This is a genomic window from Thalassospira sp. MCCC 1A01148 (assembly GCF_001613795.1).
Lineage (GTDB): Bacteria > Pseudomonadota > Alphaproteobacteria > Rhodospirillales > Thalassospiraceae > Thalassospira.
On the sequence record NZ_LPVZ01000019.1, the window covers coordinates 344,529 to 367,626 of the forward strand.

A 23,098-nucleotide genomic window follows, 5' to 3' on the forward strand; every position below is an offset into this window, starting at 1 on the left:
GCCGCTCAGTCGGCGGTTTCCTGTTCCCGTACGGCATCAAGATCAACGCCGCTGCAGCATTCGTCCGCGATAAAGCCGACCAGATCACGCATCACATCAAAATCCGCCCGATTGCGGGTTTCACGGCCTTGTTTTTCCTGCTTGACCAGACCGGCTTGAACCAAAGTCCCCAGATGGTGGGAAAGGGTCGAGGCCGGCAGTCCAACCAGCCGTCCGATATCGCCAATATTAAGTCCCTCATCACCTGCCTTTACCAACAGACGATAGATTTTCAGACGGGCTTCGTGGCCCAAGGCGGCAAAGGCCGGTGCAACTGTTTTTTCGCTCATGGCGCTATTATAACTATATTTCTAGTTATTTAAACTTATTTTTTTGATCGAACCTACCTTACTGTTTCAAATTACTTTTTTGCTCTCACGCATAACAGTCCGCATCACTGAAATACAAATGTCACTTGCCAGCGTGGCTATATGTCGATAATTCCCGACATATGGAAACAAAACACGCAATCAGCGCCCTTGGCGCCCTGGCACAGGAACACAGACTGGCGGCCTTCCGGCTGCTGGTCCGTGCGGGGAATGATGGCATTGCCGCGGGCGAACTGGCCCGGCAGATATCCATTCCGCACAACACCATGTCATCGCATCTGACCACGCTTAGTCAGGCGGGTCTGATCACAAGCACACGCGAAGGCCGGTCGATCATTTACCGGATTGTGCCAGATGCGATGCGCGATCTTTTGGGGTTCCTTGCCGATGATTGCTGCCAAGGACACCCCGAACTGTGCGGGTTGCCAAGCCGTTCAGCCACCAACACTGACAAAGGATGCTGCTAGATGGGTATTTTCGAACGTTTTCTGACCATCTGGGTCGCTGCAAGCATCATTGTCGGCATCATCCTTGGCGAACTGTTCCCCGATGTGTTTCAGGCGATCGGCAATATGACCGCCTATGAGATCAATTTGCCGGTCACGGTTCTGATCTGGCTCATGATCGTGCCGATGTTGATGAAGGTCGATTTTGGTGCCCTGCATGAAGTCGGACGGCAATGGCGCGGGATTGGCGTAACACTTGGTGTGAACTGGCTGATCAAGCCGTTTACCATGGCCGCCCTTGGCTGGTTGTTTATCGGCTTTCTATTCCGCCCGCTTTTGCCCGAGTCACAAATCGAAAGCTATATCGCCGGTCTTATCCTGTTGGGGGCAGCCCCCTGCACAGCAATGGTGTTTGTCTGGTCGCACCTGACCAAGGGGGATGCAAACTTTACGCTGACCCAGGTGGCACTTAATGACACGATCATGATCTTTGCCTTTGCGCCGATTGTGGCCCTATTGCTGGGCATTTCGGCAATCACTATTCCGTGGGAAACGCTGACCATTTCGGTTGTGGCGTTTATCGTTATTCCGGTGATTGCCGGGCAGATCATCCGAAACCGCGTCATGAAAGGCGGGGTCGCGGCATTCAACAGCTTTGATGCCAAGCTTAAACCCGTATCGATGATTGCGTTGCTAAGCACGCTGGTTCTGCTGTTTGCCTTTCAGGGGCAACAGATCCTTGCTCAACCGATGATCATTGCTCTTCTGGCGGTGCCGATCATTTTGCAGACCTATTTCATCGCGGCCATCGCCTATGTCGCCAACAAGGTGCTGGGCGTGGAGCATAAAATCGCTGCGCCGTCTTCGATGATCGGGGCCTCGAACTTCTTTGAACTGGCTGTGGCGACTGCCATCGGGCTGTTTGGCTTTTCATCGGGTGCAGCCCTTGCCACCGTGGTTGGTGTGCTGGTCGAAGTACCCGTGATGCTGTCGCTCGTCGCGATTGCCAACCGCACCCGCGGCTGGTTCAACCCATCAAAAATTGCAAACTAACGGAGCCCTGACATGAGCCGTAAAATTCGCGTTGGCATCAATGGTTTTGGCCGCATGGGGCGCTTGGTTCTGCGCGCTGGATGGGGACACCCGAACCTTGAATTTGTGCACATCAATGAAATAAAGGGCGGGGCCGTTACCGCGGCCCATTTGCTGGAATTTGACTCGGTCCATGGCCGCTGGGGCAATGGTGTAGCCTGCATTGATGATCACGTGGTGATCGATCAGACGCACAAGATCAGTTTTAGCGAAAACGCCACCCCCGGCGAGACCGATTGGGTCGGCATGGGCTGTGACATTGTTCTGGAATGCACCGGCAAATTCAAAACACCCGAAACATTGCAGCCCTATTTCGATCAGGGGGTTCAAAAGGTCATCGTTGCCGCCCCGGTCAAGGAAGGTGCGCTTAACATCGTTTACGGCGTGAATGATGATCTTTATGACCCAACGCACCACCACCTTCTGACGGCGGCGAGTTGCACAACCAACTGTCTGGCGCCGGTGGTCAAGGTCATGCATGAGAAGCTTGGGATCGTGCATGGATCCATCACCACCATTCATGATGTGACCAACACCCAGACGATTGTCGATCTGCCGCACAAGGATTTGCGCCGCGCACGGTCCTGCCTGCAATCGCTGATCCCGACCAGTACGGGCTCTGCCACCGCGATCACGATGATTTACCCGGAACTCAAGGGCAAACTGAACGGCATTGCCGTGCGCGTTCCGCTGCTGAATGCATCGCTGACCGATTGCGTGTTCGAAGTGGCCGAGGATACCGATGTCGAAACCGTCAATCGACTGATGCAAGAGGCATCGGAAACGTATCTTTCGGGTATTCTTGGATATGAAGAACGCCCGCTGGTGAGTGCCGACTATCTTAATGACAGCCGATCTTCAATCATTGATGCCGGATCGACCATGGTGATCGACAAGCGTCAGGTCAAAATTCTGGCCTGGTATGACAATGAATGGGGATATGTCTGCCGCATGGCGGATTTGACCGTCAAAGTCGCGCAACATCTTTTGGGGAACTAGCAAAGATGTCGGCCGCAATCCGCAATTATGCGCTGGTCACCGGGGCCTATTGGGGCTTTACCCTGACCGACGGGGCGCTTCGCATGTTGGTGCTGTTGCATTTTCATGCGCTGGGCTATTCGGCGTTTGAAATCGCACTTCTGTTCATCCTTTACGAAGTGGCCGGGATCGTCACCAATCTGGTCGGTGGATGGCTGGCCCAGGCACGCGGATTGCGCTTTACCCTGTTTGCCGGGCTGGCATTACAAATCGCTTCGCTAACCGCCCTATCACTTACCAATCCCGATTGGCTCCCCGCCCTTTCGGTGGCCTATGTCATGGGGCTTCAGGCTGCATCAGGCGTTGCCAAGGACCTGACCAAAATGTCGAGCAAATCGGCAATCAAGGTTCTGGTGCCTGCTAATGCTGACGGTGCGCTTTTCCGCTGGGTCGCGCTTTTGACCGGATCGAAGAACGCGCTTAAGGGCGTGGGCTTTTTCATGGGTGGCGCGCTACTGTCCTGGCTTGGTTTTTCAGGTGCACTTTTGGCAATGGCGGCAGGTCTTGCGCTTACCCTGATTGCGGTTGCCATATCGCTCGGATCGGCAATGGCAGGTCCGGCCGGGGGCATAAAGCCGAAGTTCCGCGATGTCTTTTCGCGTGACCGCAAGATCAATGTTCTGTCGGCAGCAAGGCTGTTTTTGTTCGGATCGCGCGATATCTGGTTTGTCGTCGGGTTGCCGGTGTTTCTGGCATCCGAGCTTGGCTGGAGCCATATCGAAGTCGGCAGCTACATGGCGCTTTGGGTGATCGGATATGGCTTTATTCAGGCCATTGCCCCCAAGATGTTGCGTGCCAAAACCCGCGAGCCGGACGGCAGAACTGCGCAAATCTGGATTGCAGTCCTGATTGCCGTATCGGCGGCAATTGCCGCAGCCATCACACATGATATCGCCCCAGAACTTGCAGTTCTGGGCGGATTGCTGGTGTTCGGGATTGTCTTTGCGATCAATTCATCGCTGCATTCCTACCTGATCCTTGCCTATGCCGAGGGCGACAAGGTCGCGATGAATGTCGGTTTCTATTATATGTCGAATGCCATCGGGCGATTGACCGGCACGGTGCTTTCGGGGGTAGCCTATCTGTATGGCGGACTGGTCGGGTGTCTTGTGACATCAATCGCGTTTTTAACCCTTGCCTGGGTGATCAGTGCCGCGTTGCCATCGCGTTCCGGGGCATCAACGCAGAGTTGATGGGAAAAAGTTCTTTCGCAGATGCGGGATAAATATCTGAAAAGACTCACAATCCTGTTTCATGAAAATTTAATCGCGCAAAAACCCGTGACAAGACACAGCATATAGGGGTACGATTCCAGTCAACGGTCAATAACTGGACCGCAGGAGGGGTTCCCGAGTGCCGCGAAAAAGCGTCTTAAAACGAGAATTTTCGCCCCCCGGATCGCACATGCAACATGCTGTGACCGGCGGAAACTCCTACCGCCACTTCCATCGCAAGATGAAAATTGAATGCGCGCCTTTCCATGACGGAATGGCGCGTTTTGCTTTTTTGGCAACTTTGTTGAGGTGATCGTCATGGGTAAGCGCGCAGCACGTCGTCGTAACCGTCCGCAACAGCCTAACACCAATGTTCATGAGCTGTTTGATGAAAAGAATGCCGATTGGCATCCGCTTGGCGAACCAGAACAGAAAGGACAACGCGATCAAAGCTACCGCCGCAACATCCGCCCGAAAAGTGAGAACCAGGCAGCCCTGATGGATGCCATCGACAATTTCAATCTGGTCATGGCCCTTGGCCCGGCGGGGACCGGCAAGACCTATATCGCGGTCTCCAAGGCGGTTGAGGCGCTTGATAACGGCGATATCGCCCGCATTGTTCTGGCCCGCCCTGCTGTCGAAGCCGGGGAAAATATCGGCTTCCTTCCCGGTGATGTCGAAGCCAAAATGGCCCCCTACCTTCGCCCGCTTTATGATGCGCTGAATGATCGTCTTGGGGCCAAGCGCCTTAAGACTTATATCTCGGACGGCACGATCGAGATTGCACCGATTGGCTATATGCGGGGTCGTACACTCAACAATGCCTTTGTCGTCATCGACGAAGCACAGAACTGCACCTATGGGCAGCTCAAGATGCTGGTCACCCGTCTTGGCTGGAACTCCACCATGATCCTGACCGGCGACCCGGATCAGACCGACCTTCTGCCGGAAATGTCGGGCTTGTCAGAAATGTCTGATCGCCTTCGCAATGTTGATGACATTGCCTGCGTCCAGTTGCGCGACAAGGACATTGTCCGTCATCCGCTGGTCGCAAGCATGCTGACCGTTCTCTAAGGTTTCAACACGGCAAACTGCAAAAACACTGCATAAAACAAAGGCGGGCCCGCAAGGGTCCGCCATTTTTTGTGACTGCTTTCAAATCCAAGCGACGGGGTTGTCACCGGGTGGCGCTTAGCGCCCCATGGCCGCGACTTCACCGCCACTGTTGGAAACCGGGATATCATGCTGTCCGGCACGCTTGGCGCGGCCGGTGTGCCAGAATTCAGGATCTTCGGTATAGCCGCTGAATTCATCAAGGTGGATGTCTTCGGGCGGTTCGGGATGGATGGTGATATCGAGATCGGGATATTCCGCACGGATACTGTCCATCACCTGATGGCAAATGGTATGTGATTCGCGCATCAACATGCCACCATCCATGATCAGCTCGATCTCGGCAAAGCGATGCACACCCGATGAACGGGTCCGCAGACGATGAATACCGATGACATCGGGATTTTTCATGGTCAGTTCGATGATGCGCTGGCTGTCAGATTCGGGAAGTTCCGCATCCATCAGAACCCCGACCGAGGAGCGCCCGACCTTGATCGCGGAATACAGCAGGAAGATCGCAACCATCCCGCCAATCGCCGGATCGGCCCAGGCCAGCCCGGACATACCGCCAAACAGCGCAATCATGACCGCAAGATTGGACAGGATATCGCTGCTGTAATGAAGCGAATCCGCCTCGACCGCAGCAGAGCCGGAAATACGGACCGCCTTGCGTTGAAGCAGAACCAAACCAACTGTCATGACCAGCGACACACCCATGATCCACAGGCCTTCAACGGCAAAGGATATCTGTTTGGGTTCATTAAGGCGTGATGCGGCCTCGGCCAACACCAGAACAGCTGCACCAATCATGAAGGCGGACTGGAACAGACCGGCCAATGGTTCTGCCTTGCCATGGCCAAAGCGATGATCGTAATCCGCCGGACGCCAAGCCGAACGCACAGCCATGAAGTTGATCACAGATGTGCCAACGTCAAGCATGCTATCAATCATGGAAGACAGAAGACTTACGGAATCGGTCAGAAACCAGCCGACAGCCTTGATCAGGATCAGTGTCGCAGCAATAACAATGGAGGCCGTCGTCGCACGACGTGCCCACATTTCTTTTTGTGCGATGTCAATGACGGGACATTGACTCATGGGTTGTTGACCTCTGGCCTACCAATATGCTGGCTGATCACGGTTTTATAGCCTGTTTGGGTACAATATGTAACGACTATTGCCATATTTTCGCCCGCATTGTGCAGCAAATAGCGCATATTTGATATTCCGCAAGGTTTCCAAGCCTTTTTAAAGGGATTATATGTCGCATCCGGGCGCATAAGAGATAACCTCAGGCCTGCTAGGGACGAGACACGCGAACATGATTGTAGAAATCGGACATTACGCCCTGATACTGTCACTTGTGATGGCAGTGGCCCAATCCACGATTCCGTTTTTGGCGGCGTCCCGTCGCGATGCGGCGCTTCTGAATGTTGCACCCCGCTTGGCGATTGCGTGTTTTGCATTGGTTGCGACAAGTTTCCTTGCGCTTACGTATGCCTATGTCAGTTCGGATTTCTCTGTCGTGAACGTTCTGGCCAACAGCCACACATCCAAACCGATGATTTATAAGATCACCGGCGTCTGGGCCAATCACGAAGGATCGATGCTGCTTTGGGTGCTGATCCTGACCCTGTTTGGTGGCGCGGTTGCAGCATTTGGTCGCAATCTTCCGCCGACCTTGCTGGCCCGTGTGCTTGGTGTCATGGGGCTGATCGGGGTTGGCTTTATTCTGTTTATCGTTCTGACCTCCAACCCGTTTGAGCGCGTCTTGAACCCGCCGCTTGACGGGGAGGGCATGAACCCCCTTTTGCAGGACCCGGGCATCGCCATCCATCCGCCATTCCTGTATCTCGGCTATGTTGGCTTTTCGGTCGCCTTTGCATTTGCGGTTGCCGCCCTGATCGAAGGCCGGGTTGATCCGGCCTGGGCACGCTGGGTTCGGCCATGGACTCTGGCCGCTTGGGTCTTTTTGACCGCCGGAATCGGACTTGGGTCCTGGTGGGCCTATTACGAGCTTGGCTGGGGCGGCTGGTGGTTCTGGGACCCGGTCGAAAACGCATCTTTCATGCCCTGGCTTGCCGGCACAGCACTTTTGCATTCGGCCATCGTGGTGGAAAAGCGCGACGCGCTGAAAAGCTGGACCATCTTTCTGGCGATCCTGGCCTTTTCCTTTTCGCTTCTGGGCACCTTCCTTGTGCGTTCAGGCGCGCTGACATCCGTGCATGCCTTTGCCACCGATCCGACGCGCGGGGTGTTTATCCTGTTCCTGCTGTGCCTCACAGTCGGTGGGTCGCTATCGCTTTATGCGTGGCGTGCACCTTCTTTGAAGGGCGGCGGATTGTTCCAGCCGATTTCGCGCGAAGGGGCACTTGTCTTCAACAATGTGCTGTTGTCAATCGCGGCTGCGATGGTTTTGCTGGGAACACTTTACCCGCTGTTGCTTGAAACCCTGACCGGCGAAAAAATCTCTGTTGGGGCGCCGTTCTTTAACGCGACCTTTGTCCCGATCATGACCCCGCTAATTGTTGCCATGGCATTCGGCCCGATGATGCCATGGAAACGTGCCGACCTGATGGGTGTGTTTAACAAGCTCAGAATTGCGCTGGCTGCGACCGCCGTGGTCGTGCTGGGAACGCTCTGGCTGGCGGGTGGCCCTGCCATCGCCCTGTTTGGTATGGGCCTGGCGGCGTGGTTGTTTGTCGGATCGATCCTTGAATGGGCAGGCCGGATCAAACTGTTCCGCGAACCGCTCAGCACCAGTTGGCGACGCATGTGCAACCTGCCGCGCTCAGCCCATGGCACGATGTTGGCCCATGCCGGTGTGGCGATTGTCGTCGCCGGGATAACCGGCTCACAGGCCTGGACTGAGGAAGCCGTGCAGTCGCTGGCGGTTGGCGAAAGTGCCGAGCTTGCCGGACACACCTTTATCCTGTCTGACATCCGCGAATATCAGGGACCGAACTATGCAGCCCGCGAAGCGGAGATCACCATTACCACGCCGGGTGAGCGCACCGTCACCCTGACGCCGGAAAAACGTATCTATACGGTTGAAGGCATGCCAACCACCGAGGCGGGCATCCGGTCAAGCTTCACCGGCGATATCTATGCCGTGATCGGGGATCAGGATGAAAGCGGCAAGTGGATCACACGGTTCTATGTCAAACCAATGATCCCGTGGATGTGGTTTGGTGGCATTGTCATGGTATTTGGCGGTTTGATGTCATTGTCTGATCGTCGCTATCGCATTGGTGCCCCCACCCGATCGCACAAAAGCACCGCCAAAGCGGTTCCCGCAGAATAAAAGCCCAGGAACAGGATACGCATAATGACCATCTGGATTGTTCTTGGCGCGATGACCCTGCTGCTTGCGGGGTTCATTTTGTGGCCGATCTTCCAAAACAGCCGGACCGAAACCGCCGATGCGGATGGCGAAACACCAGCATCCGCAAAGAGTGCTGAGGATGGCAGCCCGGAGAACGAACTTTCGCGTGATCTTGCGGTCTATCGTGACCAGCTGTCCGAAATTGACCGCGACATCGAACGTGGCGTGCTGAGCACAGAGCAGGCCACGGCAGCACGTATCGAGGTCCAGCGCCGTATTCTGGCTGCTGACCAGCGTATCAAGCAGCAACAAGCGGATGGTTCTGAAACACACATCTCATCGAACCGTTCGCCAATGCGCGCCATTGCCGCAGGTTTCATCGTATTGTTCATTGCCGGCGGCATTGGGCTTTATCTGGATCTGGGGAGCCCGACCATGCCGGATCGGCCGATCGCCAGCCGCACCGATGAAATCAATGCCATGCGCATGGCGCAAAGTGCTGATGAGGACCGCCAGTCGGTTTTGAATCGTGCCGTCAGCGACCTGTCGCAGAAACTTCTGGAAGACCCGGATGATTTGCGCGCATGGGAATTGCTTGGTGCCAGCCTCATGGCGCTTGGTCGCCCGCAAGAAGCCCAGACCGCATTTCTTGAGGCCGTCAAACGGTCCGGACGCAATGGCGATTATCTTGCCATGTATGCAGAAAGCCTTGTGCGCGGCAATAATGGTCAAATCAATGCAACCGCCCGTGGCGTGTTGCGTGAAGCCGAAAAAACCGACAGCACTGATCCACGCATTCAGTTTTACCTTGGCCTTGCCGATGCGCAAGAAGGCAATGTCGGGGCCGCTATTGATCGCTGGATCGCCCTTGCCAACAATGCACCTGCCGATGCGCCGTGGTTGCAAATGGTGGTGGGGCGGATCAACGAGGCTGCGCTTGCGCAAGGGATCGACATTGAAGGACGCCTGAACCTTGCCGAGAACACACAACCCGGCCCAAGTCAGGCTGACATCGCCGCCGCCGAAGAACTCACGCCCGAACAACGTCAGGAAATGGTGATGTCGATGGTCAATGGTTTGGCCGAACGTCTTGAGACAGAGCCAAACGACCCGGACGGCTGGGCCCGCCTGATGCAGGCCTATATGGTGCTGGGCCAGGAAGACGATGCCAAAGCCGCCTATGAGAAGGTCGGCAAGGTATTTGCCCAACAGCCAGAACTGCTGACCCGATTCGACTCGTTGGCTCGTGAGATCGGTATCACGGCGAACTGAGCTGTCGCTTCTCAACTTTAACGCAAAAGAAAAATAGTTCGCGGCAGGCCCTTTTTACTGCACTTTTGGGCCATTATATCTCATACGTACGAATAATATCTGCAACTTTACTGAAGTCTTATTGAATTGATGTTCGTGCTGGGGTATGAGAATAAGACTTAAGGATATATGAATAAATAATCATATACATAGTCTTAGAGAATACTTACCGATGGCGGGGGCCATCTTTTCTTTAGGATCAATTGACTAACAGGCTCACGAAATAAAAAAAACAGGGCTGGCCGGGCTTTCTGGGAGGTCACCCGTAAGGATAGCGGATCAACATGCCGGATCATAGAAATGGCACAACAAACAACCTGTTGTTGATCGAGGACAATCCAGGTGACGCGCGCCTTGTGCGTGAAGCACTTAGAGAATTCAAACAACCGGTTGAGCTGCATCATGTAAAAGATGCAATGGCTGCCCTGCAGTTCTTGCAGCAGGACGGCCCCTATCGCAATTCGCCGCGCCCGCGTCTTATCCTGTTGGATTTGAACATGCCGCGCAAAGATGGCCGCGAAATGTTGCGTGATATCCGCAATGATCCGAACTGTGCATCCATTCCCGTGATTGTCCTGACCACATCCGGTGCCGAGCATGACGTCGATCTCTGTTATGCGGCCGGTGCGAACTGTTATTTGCGTAAACCGGTTGATGTGACAGAATTCATTGATCTGATGAAAATGATCGAATCATTCTGGCTGGGGCTGGCGTTAACGCCCACGCCGTAACCTTCTGCCAGCGAGACTGCCGTGTCCCGCCCGACATCCGCTCCTTTCAAATCCCTTTATGTTCCAACGAGTTTGCGGATCGCGCTGCGTGAATTGCGCAAGCTTGGTGCAGGCATCACCATCCTGTTTGCAACCCTTGTCTTTGCCGTGACCATTCTGGTCCTGACCGTCAGCCTGACCCAATCAGTTCGCGATGGATTGCGTCAATCTGCTCAACAGACCATCGGCGGCGACATATCATTACGTTTGTTTCACCGTGCGCCAACAACTGATGAGGTAGCGTTCCTCGAGACGCTTGGCACCCTCGGTGTCAGCATAGAACAACGGGTAATGATCCAGCCTTCAAATGATCAGCCACCGGTTCTGTCCGAATTAAAGGCGGTTGACGCAACCTACCCGCTGTTTGGCAATTTGGGGCTGTCGCCCGACATCCCCCTTCGCGATGCGATAAAAAACAAAGACGGCCTGCCCGGGATCGTCGTTGGCCCGGAATTGCTCGAGGACACCGGACTTGCGATTGGCGACAAGCTTGATCTAGGAGGACGCAGTTACCAAATTCGCGCAAGCATCGCGGCGGAACCTGAACGAAAATTCAGGCTGTTTTCACTGGGTCCAAGGGTAATCGTCGCACTGGAGCACTATCGCGAAAGCCCCCTTCTGGCGCCTGGCAAGCAGGTCTATTGGTATTTGCGCCTCAAACTTCCGCAAGACAGCCGCCAAACACACCAGCAAGTCATTGCCGACATTGAAGCCAGGTTTCCCGACAGTGGTTGGCGGATCGTCAATGCTGCGGATGGCGTACCGGGCCTTGAGCGCATCGGTGATTTCGCATCGGCCTTTGTCAGCCTGATCGGCATCGCAATTTTTGCCATTGCGACAAGTGCAATCCGTAATGCCCTGCGCGCTGACCTTGCGGCAAGGCGTTCGCGATTTGCCACGCTACGCAGCGTGGGTGCGCGTTCGCGCGACATCGCACGCAGCATCATATGGCAGCTTGGACTTGTCACCGGTGTCGCCATCCTGATTGCGGTAATCCTAACCATGCTCATCGGCACCGCGATTGGCCCTTTGATCGGTGAGACTCTTGGTTTTGATGTTCACCCGGATTTCAAAGATGGCCCGCTGATCACCGCCTTCGTCTTCGGGTTTGTCGCACTTGTCACGATCAAGCCCGTGCGTGATGCCTGCCTGACATCCCCCGCTTGTCTGTTTCGCCATCAATCCCCCACAGAGGCGAAACATCGATCAGCCCGACTCAGCCTTTTGCAGGCTTTCCTCGCACTTGGCCTGATTGCCATCGCCAGTGTCCTGATTGACCTGGGTTGGGTCGCCCTTGTTTTGTTGGGGGTTTTGATCACCTGTCAGGGACTGTTTGTCCTGCTTGGTCGGGCGGTCCGCCTGCTGGCAGGAAAGCTTGCAACAATACGCATGCACTCTCCTACGCTGCGTCTGGCGTTGCGTAACATCTCCCGGCCTTCTGCCCCGACTGTAACCATTACGGCATCATTCGGGCTCGCCATGACTTGTTTGTGCGCTGTCCTGCTGTTTGGGGCACTGGCAGGGCAACACCTTAAATCCGTTTTGCCAACACAAACGCCTGATGTGGTGTTTTTCGATATTCCACCGGCTGAACAAGACGCTGTTCGTACCAGTATCCAGAACAATGAAGCCGTGACATCCGTCATCCAGATGCCGTTCCTGCATGGCCGGGTGACACACCTCAATGGCCGACCACTGACCCACGCAGATGTGCCGCGCCGCTATCACTGGTTCTTGCGGGGGGACCGCGGCATGTCATGGACTGATCGGCCGACATCGGACATGCGCCAAAACCCGATTAAGACAGGACACTGGTGGAAACCCGACAGCCTCAATGAGAACCTGGTTTCGCTTGATGCCGGGGCTGCAAGGGCCATCGGCATCACGCTTGGAGATCAGCTGACCCTGAACATCCTTGGACAATCGCACGTGGTGGAAGTCGCCAATTTACGCCAGATCGACTGGACGCGACTTGGGCTTGATTTTCCAATTGTACTCTCACCGATGGATCCCGCCTTTGATCATGGGGTAATCAGTGCGATTGACCTGAAAGAAGGTGTCGGCACAAAGGCGGCAATTACACCCACTTTGGATACCTACCCCGATATTCCGGTCATTTTCATCAATCAGGTACTTTTGAAACTTACCCGTCTGTTTGATGGCGTGGTTACAGGACTGATTGGCCTGACCACCCTGGCAACGATCGGCGCGGCCTTCGTGATTGTATGCGGGCTGATTGCACTGCGTCAGCAACAAACAGCAACGCTTGCGATGCTGCGTGCGCTGGGTCTTCGACCCGGACAGATCACCAGAACCGGGGCGCTTGAAACCGGACTGATGGTCGCGACTGGCGGGATGGTCGGCGTCACCGCCGGAAGCACAATTGCCCTTGTCACAGCACAATCCATCAGCCCGATCAATTTGGGCCAGGTCGCAAATGTCGCTGGACCGATGGCAGCGATCACATTCGGATTTATTCTGGTCATTGGATTTGGGGGTGGCTGGATTTTACAAGCAGCAAGTCTGAGCGCCCAGTCCGGGTGGCGTGGCTAGATTGCTTGCGGCGTTGACAACAAAAAAGGCCGTCCCAGCAGGACGGCCTTTTTTGAAATGATTTTCTGAAACCGACGATTAGTTGGTCAGGGCCTGGATCTGTGCACGGGCAATGTCAAGCGCGCGCTCGGCATTGGCTTTGTCGTGTGCAGTCTCGGCAGTCTTGATGTCGGCTTCTGCCGCTTCAAGACGGGCTTGTGCTTCGTCAGCTTTCAAATCGGCAACCGGAACCGCTTCTTCTGCCAGAATGGTGCACCGCTCGGGATTAACCTCTGCAACACCGCCAGCAACGAAGATACGTTCGGAAACCTTACCACCTGCATAGATGTCGATGACACCCGGACGAATGGTCGAGATCATCGGCGAATGCTTGGGCAGTACACCAAAATTCCCGTCCGTGCCCGGAACAACGACCATCTCGACCGGCTCGGATTTGAGCAGGGCAGACGGTGAAACAAGTTCCAGTACAGTCGTATCAGTCATGACAATCCTCGCTCCTTAGCCGGAGGGGGACCAAAGCTGCCTTAGGCAGCTTCGGCCATCTTCTTGGCTTTTTCGATGGCTTCTTCGATGGTGCCGACCATGTAGAATGCCTGTTCCGGCATGTGGTCATATTCACCAGCGCAGATCGCCTTGAACGCCTTGATGGTGTCTTCGAGCTGAACGAACACGCCCGGAGTACCGGTGAAGACTTCTGCAACGTGGAACGGCTGCGAAAGGAAACGCTGGATCTTACGGGCACGTGCCACGACCAGTTTGTCTTCTTCCGAAAGCTCGTCCATGCCGAGGATGGCGATGATGTCCTGAAGACCTTTGTAGGTCTGGAGAACACGCTGAACTTCACGAGCGGTCTCGTAGTGTTCCTGACCAATGACGCCCGGATCCAGAGCACGCGAAGTGGAGTCGAGCGGGTCAACTGCCGGGTAGATGCCGAGCTCGGCAATCTGACGGTTCAGCGTGGTGGTTGCGTCAAGGTGGGCAAACGAGGTTGCAGGTGCCGGGTCAGTCAAGTCATCGGCCGGGACGTAAATTGCCTGAACCGAGGTAATGGAACCTTTTTTGGTCGAGGTAATACGTTCCTGCAGCGCACCCATGTCGGTTGCCAGCGTCGGCTGATAACCCACAGCAGACGGGATACGACCGAGAAGTGCCGACACTTCCGAACCAGCCTGGGTAAAGCGGAAGATGTTATCGACGAAGAACAGAACGTCCTGGCCTTCTTCATCACGGAAGTATTCCGCAAGGGTCAGACCGGTCAGAGCCACACGTGCACGTGCTCCCGGGGGTTCGTTCATCTGGCCATAAACCAGTGCAGCTTTGGATTCGCCTTCCGGGTTGATAACGCCCGATTCCATCATCTCGTGATAGAGGTCGTTACCTTCACGGGTACGTTCGCCAACACCGGCAAAGACCGAATAACCACCGTGGCCTTTTGCCACGTTGTTGATCAGTTCCATGATAAGGACGGTTTTACCAACGCCCGCACCACCGAACAGACCAATCTTACCACCTTTGGTGTACGGCGCGATAAGGTCGATAACCTTAATGCCGGTCACCAGAATTTCGGTGTCGGTGGACTGGTCAATGAAGTCAGGTGCTTCACGGTGGATCGGAGAGGTCTTGGCTGATTTAACCGGACCACGTTCGTCAACCGGCTCACCGATAACGTTGAGAATACGACCAAGGGTTTCCGGACCAACCGGAACCGAGATCGCATCACCGGTGTCGATGACTTCCTGACCGCGTCTCAGACCTTCGGTGGTGTCCATTGCGATCGTACGAACCGCATTTTCACCAAGGTGCTGTGCAACTTCAAGAACCAGGCGCTGACCGTTGTTGTCAACATGCAGCGCATTCAGAATGGGAGGCAGTTCGCCGTCGAATTTAACGTCGACGACGGCGCCCATTACCTGGGAAATTTTCCCCGCCTTCTTGTTCGCCATAGGTATTGTCTCCTGCTCGGACAAAGCTATCCGTTAACTTCCTGCGACCCGCTTACAAAGCCTCGGCGCCGGAAATGATTTCAATCAGTTCGTTGGTGATCTGAGCCTGACGTGAGCGGTTATATTCGATGCTCAGTCGGTCGATCATGTCGCCGGCATTGCGGGTTGCGTTATCCATCGCGGACATACGCGCGCCGTGTTCAGATGCACTGCTTTCAAGCATTGCACCGAAGATCTGGACGCCAACGTTACGTGGCAGCAAATCAGCCAGAATGGCTTCTTCGGACGGTTCGTATTCGTAAACCGCAGAAGAACCGGTTGCTTCTTCCTGCTCGTCAACTTCTTCACCCGCGAACGGGATCAGCTGCTGAGCGGTTGCTACCTGCGAAATCGCGGACACGAACTTGTTGTAGAAGATCGTGCAGACGTCGAATTCGCCTTCGTCGTAAAGCGCCAGAACCTTGTCTGCCACCTCGGTTGCAGAGGAGAAATCAATCCCCTTCTTGCCCTCGATGCCAGTATACCGGGCGACAATATTGTCACCAAATTCACGCTTGAGCGCATCTGAGCCCTTACGGCCGACGCAGATGATTTTAACGGTCTTGCCTTCACCCTTAAGGGCAAGGGCCTTCGCACGAGCCGCTTTCACGATCGATGCGTTAAAACCACCGCAAAGGCCACGGTCTGCGGTGAAGACGACGAGCAGATGCACATCATCTTTACCGGTACCGGCCAGAAGCTTCGGAGCGCCTTCATTGCTACCGACGGCAGTTGCAAGACGGCCCAGCATCGTCCCCATGCGTTCCGCATAGGGACGGGCTGCTTCCGCTGCATCCTGTGCACGACGGAGCTTGGAGGCTGCCACCATCTTCATCGCCGAGGTAATCTTCCTCGTCGACTTGACGCTGGCAATGCGCGAGCGCAGATCCTTCAAACTAGCCATTGCGTTTCCTCCTTCGCCTAAGTTTCAGTCTTACGCGAAGGTTTTCGCGAACTTGTCGAGGAACGCTTTAAGCTTGGCTTCGCTGTCATCGGACAGAACCTTCTCGGTGCGGATCGCATCGAGGATATCAGCGCCAGCCGAACGAATTTCGGACAGGTACTGTTCTTCGAAGGCGCGAACCTTGTTCACCGGAACGTTGTCGAGATAGCCTTTAACACCAGCATAGATCACAACAACCTGCTCTTCGACCTTGAGCGGCGAGTACTGCGGCTGCTTGAGCAGCTCGGTCAGACGTGCGCCACGGGCCAGAAGTTTCTGGGTCGCCGGATCAAGATCCGATGCGAACTGTGCGAATGCTTCCATCTCACGATACTGAGCGAGTTCCAGTTTGATCGAGCCAGCAACCTGCTTCATCGCTTTGATCTGTGCGGACGAACCAACACGCGAAACCGACAGACCAACGTTCACAGCCGGGCGTACGCCTTTGTAGAACAGGTCGGTTTCAAGGAAGATCTGACCATCGGTAATCGAGATCACGTTGGTCGGAATAAATGCCGAAACGTCGTTACCCTGGGTTTCAATGACCGGAAGTGCGGTCAGCGAGCCAGCGCCGTTTTCGTCATTCATCTTCGCAGCACGTTCCAGCAGACGGGAGTGCAGATAGAAGACGTCACCCGGGAATGCTTCACGACCCGGCGGGCGGCGAAGCAGCAGCGACATCTGACGATAAGCAACAGCCTGCTTGGACAGATCATCATAGAAGATGGTTGCGTGCATGCCGTTGTCACGGAAGTACTCACCCATTGCGCAAGCAACGAACGGTGCGATGAACTGCATCGGCGCCGGGTCGGATGCGGTCGCAGCGACAATAATGGTGTTGTCCATCGCGCCGCGCTCTTCAAGGACCTTGACAACCTGTGCAACGGTCGAACGTTTCTGACCAACTGCAACATAGATGGAGAACATCTTGTCGCTGTCGGATTTCGCTGCATCGTTCACCGGCTTCTGGTTCAGAATGGTGTCAACGATGATGGCGGTTTTACCGGTCTGACGGTCACCAATGATCAGCTCACGCTGGCCACGACCAATCGGGATCAGGGAGTCAATCGACTTGATACCGGTCTGTACTGGCTCGTGAACCGACTTACGCGGGATGATGCCCGGCGCCTTGACGTCAGCAAGGCGACGTTCTTTGGCACCCAGATCACCTTTGCCGTCGATCGGGTTACCCAGACCGTCAACAACGCGGCCAAGAAGTTCTTTGCCAACCGGAACGTCAACGATGGCGCCAGTACGTTTAACCTGGTCACCTTCCTTGATCGAACGGTCAGAACCGAAGATCACGACACCAACGTTGTCTTCCTCGAGGTTAAGGGCCATGCCCTTAATGCCACCTGGGAAGTCAACAAGTTCACCAGCCTGAACGTTGTCCAGACCGTAAACACGGGCAATACCGTCACCGACAGACAGAACCTGACCGACTTCGGCAACTTCGGCTTCAGCACCAAAATTGGCAATCTGATCCTTGAGAATAGCGGAGATTTCCGCGGCGCGGATTTCCATCACGCAACCCCTTTCATAGCGAGCTCGAGCTTCTGCAGTTTAGTACGAAGCGAGGCATCAAAAACCCGGGAACCGACCTTGACGACAAGACCGCCAAGAACAGCCGGATCAACTTTAAGGTCCACTTTGACAGTGGCGCCGACAACTTCTTTGAGAGCGCCGGTAACGGCTTCGATTTGCTCTTTTTTCAGCTCGGAAGCCGAGGTCACCTGTGCGGTAACTTCGCCCTTGTGAGCCGAGAGCATGGAAAGGTAGGAATCAATGACATCCGGCAGGGCAAACAGACGACGCTTCTGAGACAGAAGCCCTACGGTCTTCTTGGTCAACTCGGAAACGCCAAGCTTGTCCAGAAGAGCCGCCATCGCCTTGGCCTGCACGTCCCGGGAAATCACGGGACTGCGGAGTACATTCCGGAGGTCATCGCTGCTTGCGATGGCCTGGTCGAGCAATTCAAGATCGCTTTTGACAGCATCAAGCTGGTTGGCCGAATTGGCCAAGTCAAATAGTGCTGTGGCATAGCGCCCTTGGAGCCCGGTCGCGGCAGTATTTTGGGACACCGGTGAAAGCCCTCAATTCTGGTTATGAGAACGACTCGGATACGTATAAAAAAATGGTCCCCCGAAAGGGGTTCCTTCCGGGAAGCGAGCGTTTGGTATCACATGTCCTTGGAGGGGGCAACCCCCGCGCAAGCGCATTTGCGCCCTCTTTTCCATTCTTTGGCAAAGATGGGCCAAAACACCGCGAATTCGCTCATTTTTAAGGCAGGCTTACAACTATTTTATAAGACGCCCATTTCCGACGATCCATCGATTGGGCAGTTTGATCGACCATTTTCATGACGAATCCCGCAATTTGCACAGTGCGCGGTCGCAGAACGGTCAAAATCGTCATCTGGAACCGCCCAAACTGTTATCGAGTTCACATCAGAAGCTGACCATCACCTGCCTTTGGCAACCCGGTTGTCACCCCTGATTATCGAAAGGCACCCTTCCTATATAAAGAAGCAGTCCATGGATTTAGACATGTGATCCTGTGCCATCGCCCTTCGATACCCATGTCCTTGATCGATTGATTTCCATCTTGGCCTGAACTTCCTGATCAAGATCGAGGTCGAACTGATCGGCAAGGCGATACAACAAGATCAGAACATCGGCGGCCTCTTTGCCGATCTCATTGATGTCGCGCTGATCGACGGCCTCGCCAAGTTCCTGCATTTCCACGAGCGCCCTTTGTACGAGCGATGCGGGATCGGCGACGGGGCCAAAGGTTTGCTCCGCCCAATCGCACATGCTGCGCTGGTTTTCGGATGATTGATTATTGTTTTCACAACGCATTCTCAAATTAACTCCTTAAATATAGTATGACATCAAAATGCACTCGCGCCGCTTTCAGGACCGCAAGAATGACAACGAAGATGCCCGCAGCACGAAAACAAGGTTCCCTGACCTGGGCGCTTTGCCTATGCGCCGCAGTTTGCCTGATCCTGTTATCCTACAGAACTCCTTTGGCGCGCACACTGGTGATAGAGGGCGTTGAAGAAGCGCCTCTCAAATGGCTTGGTCACGAAGAAGCCATGGGCATTGATGTCGATATCATGACCGAGGTTCTCACCACCATGGGCGTCAGCGACTATGTGTTTCGCTTTGTCGATACGGGCAGCCGGCTGCTGCACAATGCAAAAAGTGGCAATTCGGACATCATATTGACGCTGTCGATGAATGACCGACGAACCAAATACCTTATGTATCCGGACGAGGCCCATCTGCTTCTTGATTGGCGCTTTGCCGTGCGGGCCGAGGACAAGAACAAAATTCGGTTTGACGATTTCACCGACCTTGAACGTCTCAGGATCGGTGCGGCTGCCGATTACTCTTATACCAGCAGCTTTTGGAATTCAGGTCTCGATATACAGACCGTGGCGCGCAGCGACCTTCTGATTCCGATGCTGCTGCAAAAGCGTTTTGACGTGGTGCCGGTAAACTACCTCAACACCATTTATCACAGTTTGCAGAACCGCTATCGCGACAGGGTTGCCTTCCTTTATCCACCTTTGCGTCGCGCGCCCTATTACAACGTGTTCTCGCGGGCATCAGACTATCCGGGCAAGGAAGCCTTTCTTGAAGAATACGACAAGATCATTCGCGAGATGCGCGATGACGGCAGGTTGCTGCGTATTTTTGAACGCTATCTCGGACCCGACGGGTACGACTGGTGGCAATCGCAATATTCCCAATAGCCGGAGTTGGCGCAACAAGCGCCAACTACATAAAGCTGTAGGGATCTATGTCGACCTGCACACGAACACTGCCGGGCGTTTTGACCTTGGACAGCCAGTCATGGATCAGGGCCTGCATCTTGACCCCTTTGTCCGCCCGGATCATGAACCGCCGCCGATAACGCCCACGCAAGAGCGATAATGGTGCCGGTGCAGGACCAAGCACCATCAGACCATCCCCGCGCGGCGCAACCCGGCCAATGCGCCAGGCTGCTTCATCGACTTCATTTTCCTTTTTGCCACTTATAATAAGGGCGGCCAACCGACCATGCGGCGGCATGCCATGGGTCATACGCTGGGACAGCTCGACCTCGTTAAAAGCATCGCGATCACCAGCGGCAATAGCCTTGATCACCCGATTGGCCGGGTCGGCGGTTTGCAAGATCACTGTACCGGGACGATCCCCGCGCCCTGCACGGCCAGCAACCTGTGTTAAAAGCTGATAGCTGCGTTCGGCCGCGCGTAAATCGCCGCCGGCCAAGCCAAGATCGGCATCAACCACCCCAACAAGTGTCAGCATCGGGAAGTGATAGCCCTTGGCCAATATCTGGGTGCCGATCAAAAGGTCGACTTCGTGATTATGCACACGGTTGATTAGCGCGGCTGCCGCCTTTGGCCCCATGATGTTGTCCGATGTCGCGACTTCTACCCGGATATCGGGGAAGGTTTCTACCGCCTCTTCATACAGGCGTTCCACGCCCGGCCCGCAAGGAGCCAGTTTTCCCTCTGCCCCGCAGGAAGGGCAGGCATCGGGCGCCTTGGCCTGATAGCCGCAATGATGGCATTGCAATTTGCCCCATGCCCGATGTTCAACCAGCCAGGCCGTGCAGTTCGGACATTGGAAGCGATGACCACAGGCCCGACACAGCGTAAGCGGTGCGTAGCCCCGGCGGTTCAGAAACAGCATCGCCTGTTCGCCATTGGCAAAGGTTTCTGTCAGCCGTTTTTTCAGGGTCGGCGTGATCCAGCGGTTGCGTTGGGGTTTGTCCTGCCGGATGTCGATGATCTCGACACTTGGCAACACCGCCGCACCATGACGATTGCCAAGTTGAACATGCTGATAGCGACCGGCTTCAACATTGGCCAGGGTTTCAAGTGATGGGGTCGCGGACGCAAGAACGATGGGAATATTGCCCAGATGCGCACGTGTCACGGCCATGTCACGCGCATGATACATCACGCCATCTTCCTGTTTGAAGGCGTGTTCGTGTTCCTCGTCCACCACGATCAGGCCAAGGTCCTGATACGGCAGGAACAGGGCCGAGCGGGCGCCAACGACAAGCTTGGCCGACCCATCGGCCACCGCCCGCCAGGTATCGCGGCGCCTGGCCTGTCCGACTTCGGAATGCCAAAGGGCAGGTTCGACACCAAACCGGTCGCGGAAACGTTGCAGCCACTGGGCCGAAAGCGCAATTTCCGGCAACAGGACAACAACCTGTTTGCCCTGCGCCAGGGCTGCACGGACCGGTTCGAAATAAACCTCGGTCTTGCCCGACCCGGTCACCCCATCCAGCAGCGTGCAGGAAAAGCCGCCGTCATCAAGGCGCGCGCAAAGCGCATCTGCTGCCTCGTTCTGCTCTGCCGACAGGCTCGGTCGTGCAATATCAAGATCAGGGGCTTCAAATGGCGATGGTGGTGTGACCATCAGGCGCTGCACGGCACCGGCGTCGACCAGCCCCTTGATCACGCTGGCCCCGGCACCGGTTTCGCGCAGGATATCGCCCTGTTCCATCGGTGGATGATCAGCCAGAAACGCCAGAACCCGCTTGCGCGGCGGCGTCATGCGCAAGCTTGCTGCCTCAAATTCGGGATTAAGGGTAAATCGAAAGATCGGTTTGGGGGCCTCAAGCGCGTCAGGCACGCTCATGGCCATACGCAAGACGGCCCCTTGCGGGGACATGGTATAGGCCGATACCCAATCAATGAATTTGCGCGTGACATCCGCCATCGGCGGGGTTGGCAGAACACCGAAAATTTCGCGCAGCTTGGCGGGATCCACATCACCCTTGGCATCGCCCCAAACGACACCGCGCTGGGTTTGACGGCCCAGGGGAATTTCAACGAAATCGCCGGGTGCGACAGAAACACCTTCGGGCACCAGATAGTCATATGGCCCGGCCAATGGCAGTGGCGGCAGGACGCTTACGGTCTGGGCGGTTACCTCAAAGGCCGGATCGTTCGCAAACAAATTTCCAGAGGTGGCCTTTGCGGCACTCATATATTATAAACCCCGTGAGGTTGCCCATCAGACCGGTGCCGTTTCAGGTTCGCCAGAGACTGGGCACAGAAACAAACGGTCCCACAGCAAGGATCTGGTTTCGTTAACAGATGATCCAGAACCTAGCAGCTAACCGCATCATTGAACAACAGGTCCTAAACAGGAATTCCAATGAAGTTTTTCATCGATACCGCTGACATCGACGCAATCCGCGAACTGGCCATGTCCGGCCTCGTAGACGGTGTCACCACCAACCCCTCGCTGGTAGCAAAGTCTGGCCGACCGTTTCTTGAACTGATCAAGGAAATTTGTGACGTTGTTGACGGCCCGGTCAGCGCGGAAGTTGCTGCAACCGATTATGAAACCATGGTTGCCGAAGGCCGCAAGCTTGCCAAGATCGCCGACAATGTCGTCGTCAAACTGCCGCTGACCGCTGATGGTCTCAAGGCTTGCCGCACCTTCACCGACGAAGGCATTCAGACCAACGTCACCCTTTGCTTCTCGGTTGGTCAGGCGATTCTGGCTGCCAAGGCCGGTGCGACTTATGTTTCGCCGTTCGTTGGCCGCCTGGATGACATTTCCTCTGACGGCATGCAGCTGATTGCCGACATCGTTGATGTATATGGCAACTACCCGAACTGGAACACCGAAGTCCTTGTGGCATCGGCACGTGGCCCGCAGCATGTTGTCGACTCGGCACGTCTTGGTGCTGACGTCGTCACCATCCCGCCGCAGGTTCTTGGCCAGCTGACCAAACACCCGCTGACCGACAAAGGCCTCGAAGCCTTCCTTGCCGATTGGGAAAAAACCGGCCAGTCGATCCTTTGATTTCGGATCGCTGATCGCGACAGATATATAAAAACCCGCATCTCGCGTGGTTTTTAACATGCATTTAACCCGGCAGCCCGCATTGTGGCAGCCGGGTT

General features: G+C 55.2%; 20 protein-coding genes. 11 read left to right on the plus strand and 9 right to left on the minus strand.

The features are described 5' to 3' along the window. Nucleotides 1-5 precede the first annotated feature (5 nt). Complete coding sequence (locus AUQ43_RS09420; RefSeq protein ID WP_062955988.1) at nt 6-329, minus strand: helix-turn-helix transcriptional regulator; 324 nt, start codon at nt 327-329, stop codon at nt 6-8. 161 nt (nt 330-490) lie between these two features. Between AUQ43_RS09420 and AUQ43_RS09425 the strand changes: the two genes are divergently transcribed. From AUQ43_RS09425 to AUQ43_RS09445, 5 genes are all read left to right on the plus strand, one after another. Beyond that, nucleotides 491-835 carry a helix-turn-helix transcriptional regulator gene (locus AUQ43_RS09425; RefSeq protein WP_062955989.1) on the plus strand — a complete coding sequence of 115 codons (345 nt, stop codon included), beginning with the start codon at nt 491-493 and terminating at the stop codon, nt 833-835. After that, nucleotides 836-1,867 (plus strand): ACR3 family arsenite efflux transporter, encoded by a 1,032-nt coding sequence (gene arsB / locus AUQ43_RS09430; protein WP_062955990.1) that lies wholly within the window; start codon nt 836-838, stop codon nt 1,865-1,867. A gap of 12 nt (nt 1,868-1,879) precedes the next feature. After that, nucleotides 1,880-2,905, plus strand: coding sequence for an ArsJ-associated glyceraldehyde-3-phosphate dehydrogenase (locus tag AUQ43_RS09435; protein ID WP_062955991.1), 1,026 nt, complete (start codon nt 1,880-1,882; stop codon nt 2,903-2,905). Nucleotides 2,906-2,910: 5 nt separating this feature from the next. Further along, nucleotides 2,911-4,137 carry an organoarsenical effux MFS transporter ArsJ gene (arsJ, locus tag AUQ43_RS09440; protein WP_062955992.1) on the plus strand — a complete coding sequence of 409 codons (1,227 nt, stop codon included), beginning with the start codon at nt 2,911-2,913 and terminating at the stop codon, nt 4,135-4,137. Nucleotides 4,138-4,476: 339 nt separating this feature from the next. Beyond that, nucleotides 4,477-5,232 (plus strand): PhoH family protein, encoded by a 756-nt coding sequence (locus AUQ43_RS09445; RefSeq protein WP_062955993.1) that lies wholly within the window; start codon nt 4,477-4,479, stop codon nt 5,230-5,232. 117 nt (nt 5,233-5,349) lie between these two features. On the opposite strand, the gene AUQ43_RS09450 is transcribed toward AUQ43_RS09445, so the two are convergent. After that, nucleotides 5,350-6,369, minus strand: a complete 1,020-nt coding sequence (locus AUQ43_RS09450) for a cation diffusion facilitator family transporter (RefSeq protein ID WP_062955994.1) — start codon at nt 6,367-6,369, stop codon at nt 5,350-5,352. A 223-nt stretch (nt 6,370-6,592) separates the two neighbouring features. On the opposite strand from AUQ43_RS09450, the gene AUQ43_RS09455 reads away from it, so the two are divergent. The 4 genes from AUQ43_RS09455 to AUQ43_RS09470 all read left to right on the plus strand — a co-directional run bounded on the left by AUQ43_RS09455 (nt 6,593) and on the right by AUQ43_RS09470 (nt 13,230). After that, nucleotides 6,593-8,575 (plus strand): heme lyase CcmF/NrfE family subunit, encoded by a 1,983-nt coding sequence (locus AUQ43_RS09455; protein WP_062955995.1) that lies wholly within the window; start codon nt 6,593-6,595, stop codon nt 8,573-8,575. Nucleotides 8,576-8,599: 24 nt separating this feature from the next. Beyond that, on the plus strand, nt 8,600-9,868 hold the full coding sequence (ccmI, locus tag AUQ43_RS09460) for a c-type cytochrome biogenesis protein CcmI (protein ID WP_062955996.1): 1,269 nt from the start codon (nt 8,600-8,602) through the stop codon (nt 9,866-9,868). A gap of 323 nt (nt 9,869-10,191) precedes the next feature. Beyond that, the gene (locus AUQ43_RS09465) at nt 10,192-10,638 is read left to right on the plus strand and encodes a response regulator (RefSeq protein ID WP_062955997.1); all 447 of its coding nucleotides are present in this window, start codon (nt 10,192-10,194) and stop codon (nt 10,636-10,638) included. Nucleotides 10,639-10,659: 21 nt separating this feature from the next. Continuing rightward, nucleotides 10,660-13,230, plus strand: a complete 2,571-nt coding sequence (locus AUQ43_RS09470; protein ID WP_147250452.1) for an ABC transporter permease — start codon at nt 10,660-10,662, stop codon at nt 13,228-13,230. A gap of 78 nt (nt 13,231-13,308) precedes the next feature. Here the strand turns inward: AUQ43_RS09470 and atpC are convergent, their stop codons facing one another. The 6 genes from atpC to AUQ43_RS09500 all read right to left on the minus strand — a co-directional run bounded on the left by atpC (nt 13,309) and on the right by AUQ43_RS09500 (nt 19,013). Further along, entirely contained in the window at nt 13,309-13,713 is a 405-nt protein-coding gene (gene atpC / locus AUQ43_RS09475; protein ID WP_062955999.1) for an ATP synthase F1 subunit epsilon, read from the minus strand. 41 nt (nt 13,714-13,754) lie between these two features. Next, nucleotides 13,755-15,173 (minus strand): F0F1 ATP synthase subunit beta, encoded by a 1,419-nt coding sequence (gene atpD / locus AUQ43_RS09480; RefSeq protein ID WP_062956000.1) that lies wholly within the window; start codon nt 15,171-15,173, stop codon nt 13,755-13,757. A gap of 52 nt (nt 15,174-15,225) precedes the next feature. Then, on the minus strand, nt 15,226-16,116 hold the full coding sequence (locus AUQ43_RS09485; protein WP_062956001.1) for a F0F1 ATP synthase subunit gamma: 891 nt from the start codon (nt 16,114-16,116) through the stop codon (nt 15,226-15,228). A gap of 30 nt (nt 16,117-16,146) precedes the next feature. Next, entirely contained in the window at nt 16,147-17,679 is a 1,533-nt protein-coding gene (gene atpA / locus AUQ43_RS09490) for a F0F1 ATP synthase subunit alpha (RefSeq protein WP_062956002.1), read from the minus strand. Beyond that, on the minus strand, nt 17,679-18,236 hold the full coding sequence (locus tag AUQ43_RS09495; protein WP_062956003.1) for a F0F1 ATP synthase subunit delta: 558 nt from the start codon (nt 18,234-18,236) through the stop codon (nt 17,679-17,681). Before AUQ43_RS09495 ends, atpA begins: the two co-directional genes overlap by 1 nt. Before the next feature lie 459 nt (nt 18,237-18,695). Next, nucleotides 18,696-19,013 carry a MazG nucleotide pyrophosphohydrolase domain-containing protein gene (locus tag AUQ43_RS09500; protein WP_062956004.1) on the minus strand — a complete coding sequence of 106 codons (318 nt, stop codon included), beginning with the start codon at nt 19,011-19,013 and terminating at the stop codon, nt 18,696-18,698. A 68-nt stretch (nt 19,014-19,081) separates the two neighbouring features. Here AUQ43_RS09500 and AUQ43_RS09505 point away from each other — a divergent pair, with 68 nt between their 5' ends. Further along, complete coding sequence (locus AUQ43_RS09505; RefSeq protein WP_062956005.1) at nt 19,082-19,915, plus strand: ABC transporter substrate-binding protein; 834 nt, start codon at nt 19,082-19,084, stop codon at nt 19,913-19,915. A 25-nt stretch (nt 19,916-19,940) separates the two neighbouring features. Here AUQ43_RS09505 and AUQ43_RS09510 read toward each other — a convergent pair whose 3' ends face one another. Continuing rightward, complete coding sequence (locus AUQ43_RS09510) at nt 19,941-22,172, minus strand: primosomal protein N' (RefSeq protein WP_062956006.1); 2,232 nt, start codon at nt 22,170-22,172, stop codon at nt 19,941-19,943. A gap of 171 nt (nt 22,173-22,343) precedes the next feature. Here AUQ43_RS09510 and fsa point away from each other — a divergent pair, with 171 nt between their 5' ends. Next, nucleotides 22,344-23,000: a fructose-6-phosphate aldolase gene (fsa, locus tag AUQ43_RS09515; protein ID WP_062956007.1), complete on the plus strand. Its 657-nt coding sequence runs from the start codon at nt 22,344-22,346 to the stop codon at nt 22,998-23,000. Nucleotides 23,001-23,098: the final 98 nt, after the last annotated feature.

Excerpts from the sequence above, each read along its gene's own strand:
- AUQ43_RS09420 (WP_062955988.1), bottom strand. The coding sequence starts at position 329 with ATGAGCGAAAAAACAGTTGCACCGGCCTTTGCCGCCTTGGGCCACGAA.
- AUQ43_RS09425 (WP_062955989.1), top strand. The coding sequence starts at position 491 with ATGGAAACAAAACACGCAATCAGCGCCCTTGGCGCCCTGGCACAGGAA.
- arsB (WP_062955990.1), top strand. The coding sequence starts at position 836 with ATGGGTATTTTCGAACGTTTTCTGACCATCTGGGTCGCTGCAAGCATC.
- AUQ43_RS09435 (WP_062955991.1), top strand. The coding sequence starts at position 1,880 with ATGAGCCGTAAAATTCGCGTTGGCATCAATGGTTTTGGCCGCATGGGG.
- arsJ (WP_062955992.1), top strand. The coding sequence starts at position 2,911 with ATGTCGGCCGCAATCCGCAATTATGCGCTGGTCACCGGGGCCTATTGG.
- AUQ43_RS09445 (WP_062955993.1), top strand. The coding sequence starts at position 4,477 with ATGGGTAAGCGCGCAGCACGTCGTCGTAACCGTCCGCAACAGCCTAAC.
- AUQ43_RS09450 (WP_062955994.1), bottom strand. The coding sequence starts at position 6,369 with ATGAGTCAATGTCCCGTCATTGACATCGCACAAAAAGAAATGTGGGCA.
- AUQ43_RS09455 (WP_062955995.1), top strand. The coding sequence starts at position 6,593 with ATGATTGTAGAAATCGGACATTACGCCCTGATACTGTCACTTGTGATG.
- ccmI (WP_062955996.1), top strand. The coding sequence starts at position 8,600 with ATGACCATCTGGATTGTTCTTGGCGCGATGACCCTGCTGCTTGCGGGG.
- AUQ43_RS09465 (WP_062955997.1), top strand. The coding sequence starts at position 10,192 with ATGCCGGATCATAGAAATGGCACAACAAACAACCTGTTGTTGATCGAG.
- atpC (WP_062955999.1), bottom strand. The coding sequence starts at position 13,713 with ATGACTGATACGACTGTACTGGAACTTGTTTCACCGTCTGCCCTGCTC.
- atpD (WP_062956000.1), bottom strand. The coding sequence starts at position 15,173 with ATGGCGAACAAGAAGGCGGGGAAAATTTCCCAGGTAATGGGCGCCGTC.
- AUQ43_RS09485 (WP_062956001.1), bottom strand. The coding sequence starts at position 16,116 with ATGGCTAGTTTGAAGGATCTGCGCTCGCGCATTGCCAGCGTCAAGTCG.
- atpA (WP_062956002.1), bottom strand. The coding sequence starts at position 17,679 with ATGGAAATCCGCGCCGCGGAAATCTCCGCTATTCTCAAGGATCAGATT.
- AUQ43_RS09500 (WP_062956004.1), bottom strand. The coding sequence starts at position 19,013 with ATGCGTTGTGAAAACAATAATCAATCATCCGAAAACCAGCGCAGCATG.
- AUQ43_RS09505 (WP_062956005.1), top strand. The coding sequence starts at position 19,082 with ATGACAACGAAGATGCCCGCAGCACGAAAACAAGGTTCCCTGACCTGG.
- AUQ43_RS09510 (WP_062956006.1), bottom strand. The coding sequence starts at position 22,172 with ATGAGTGCCGCAAAGGCCACCTCTGGAAATTTGTTTGCGAACGATCCG.
- fsa (WP_062956007.1), top strand. The coding sequence starts at position 22,344 with ATGAAGTTTTTCATCGATACCGCTGACATCGACGCAATCCGCGAACTG.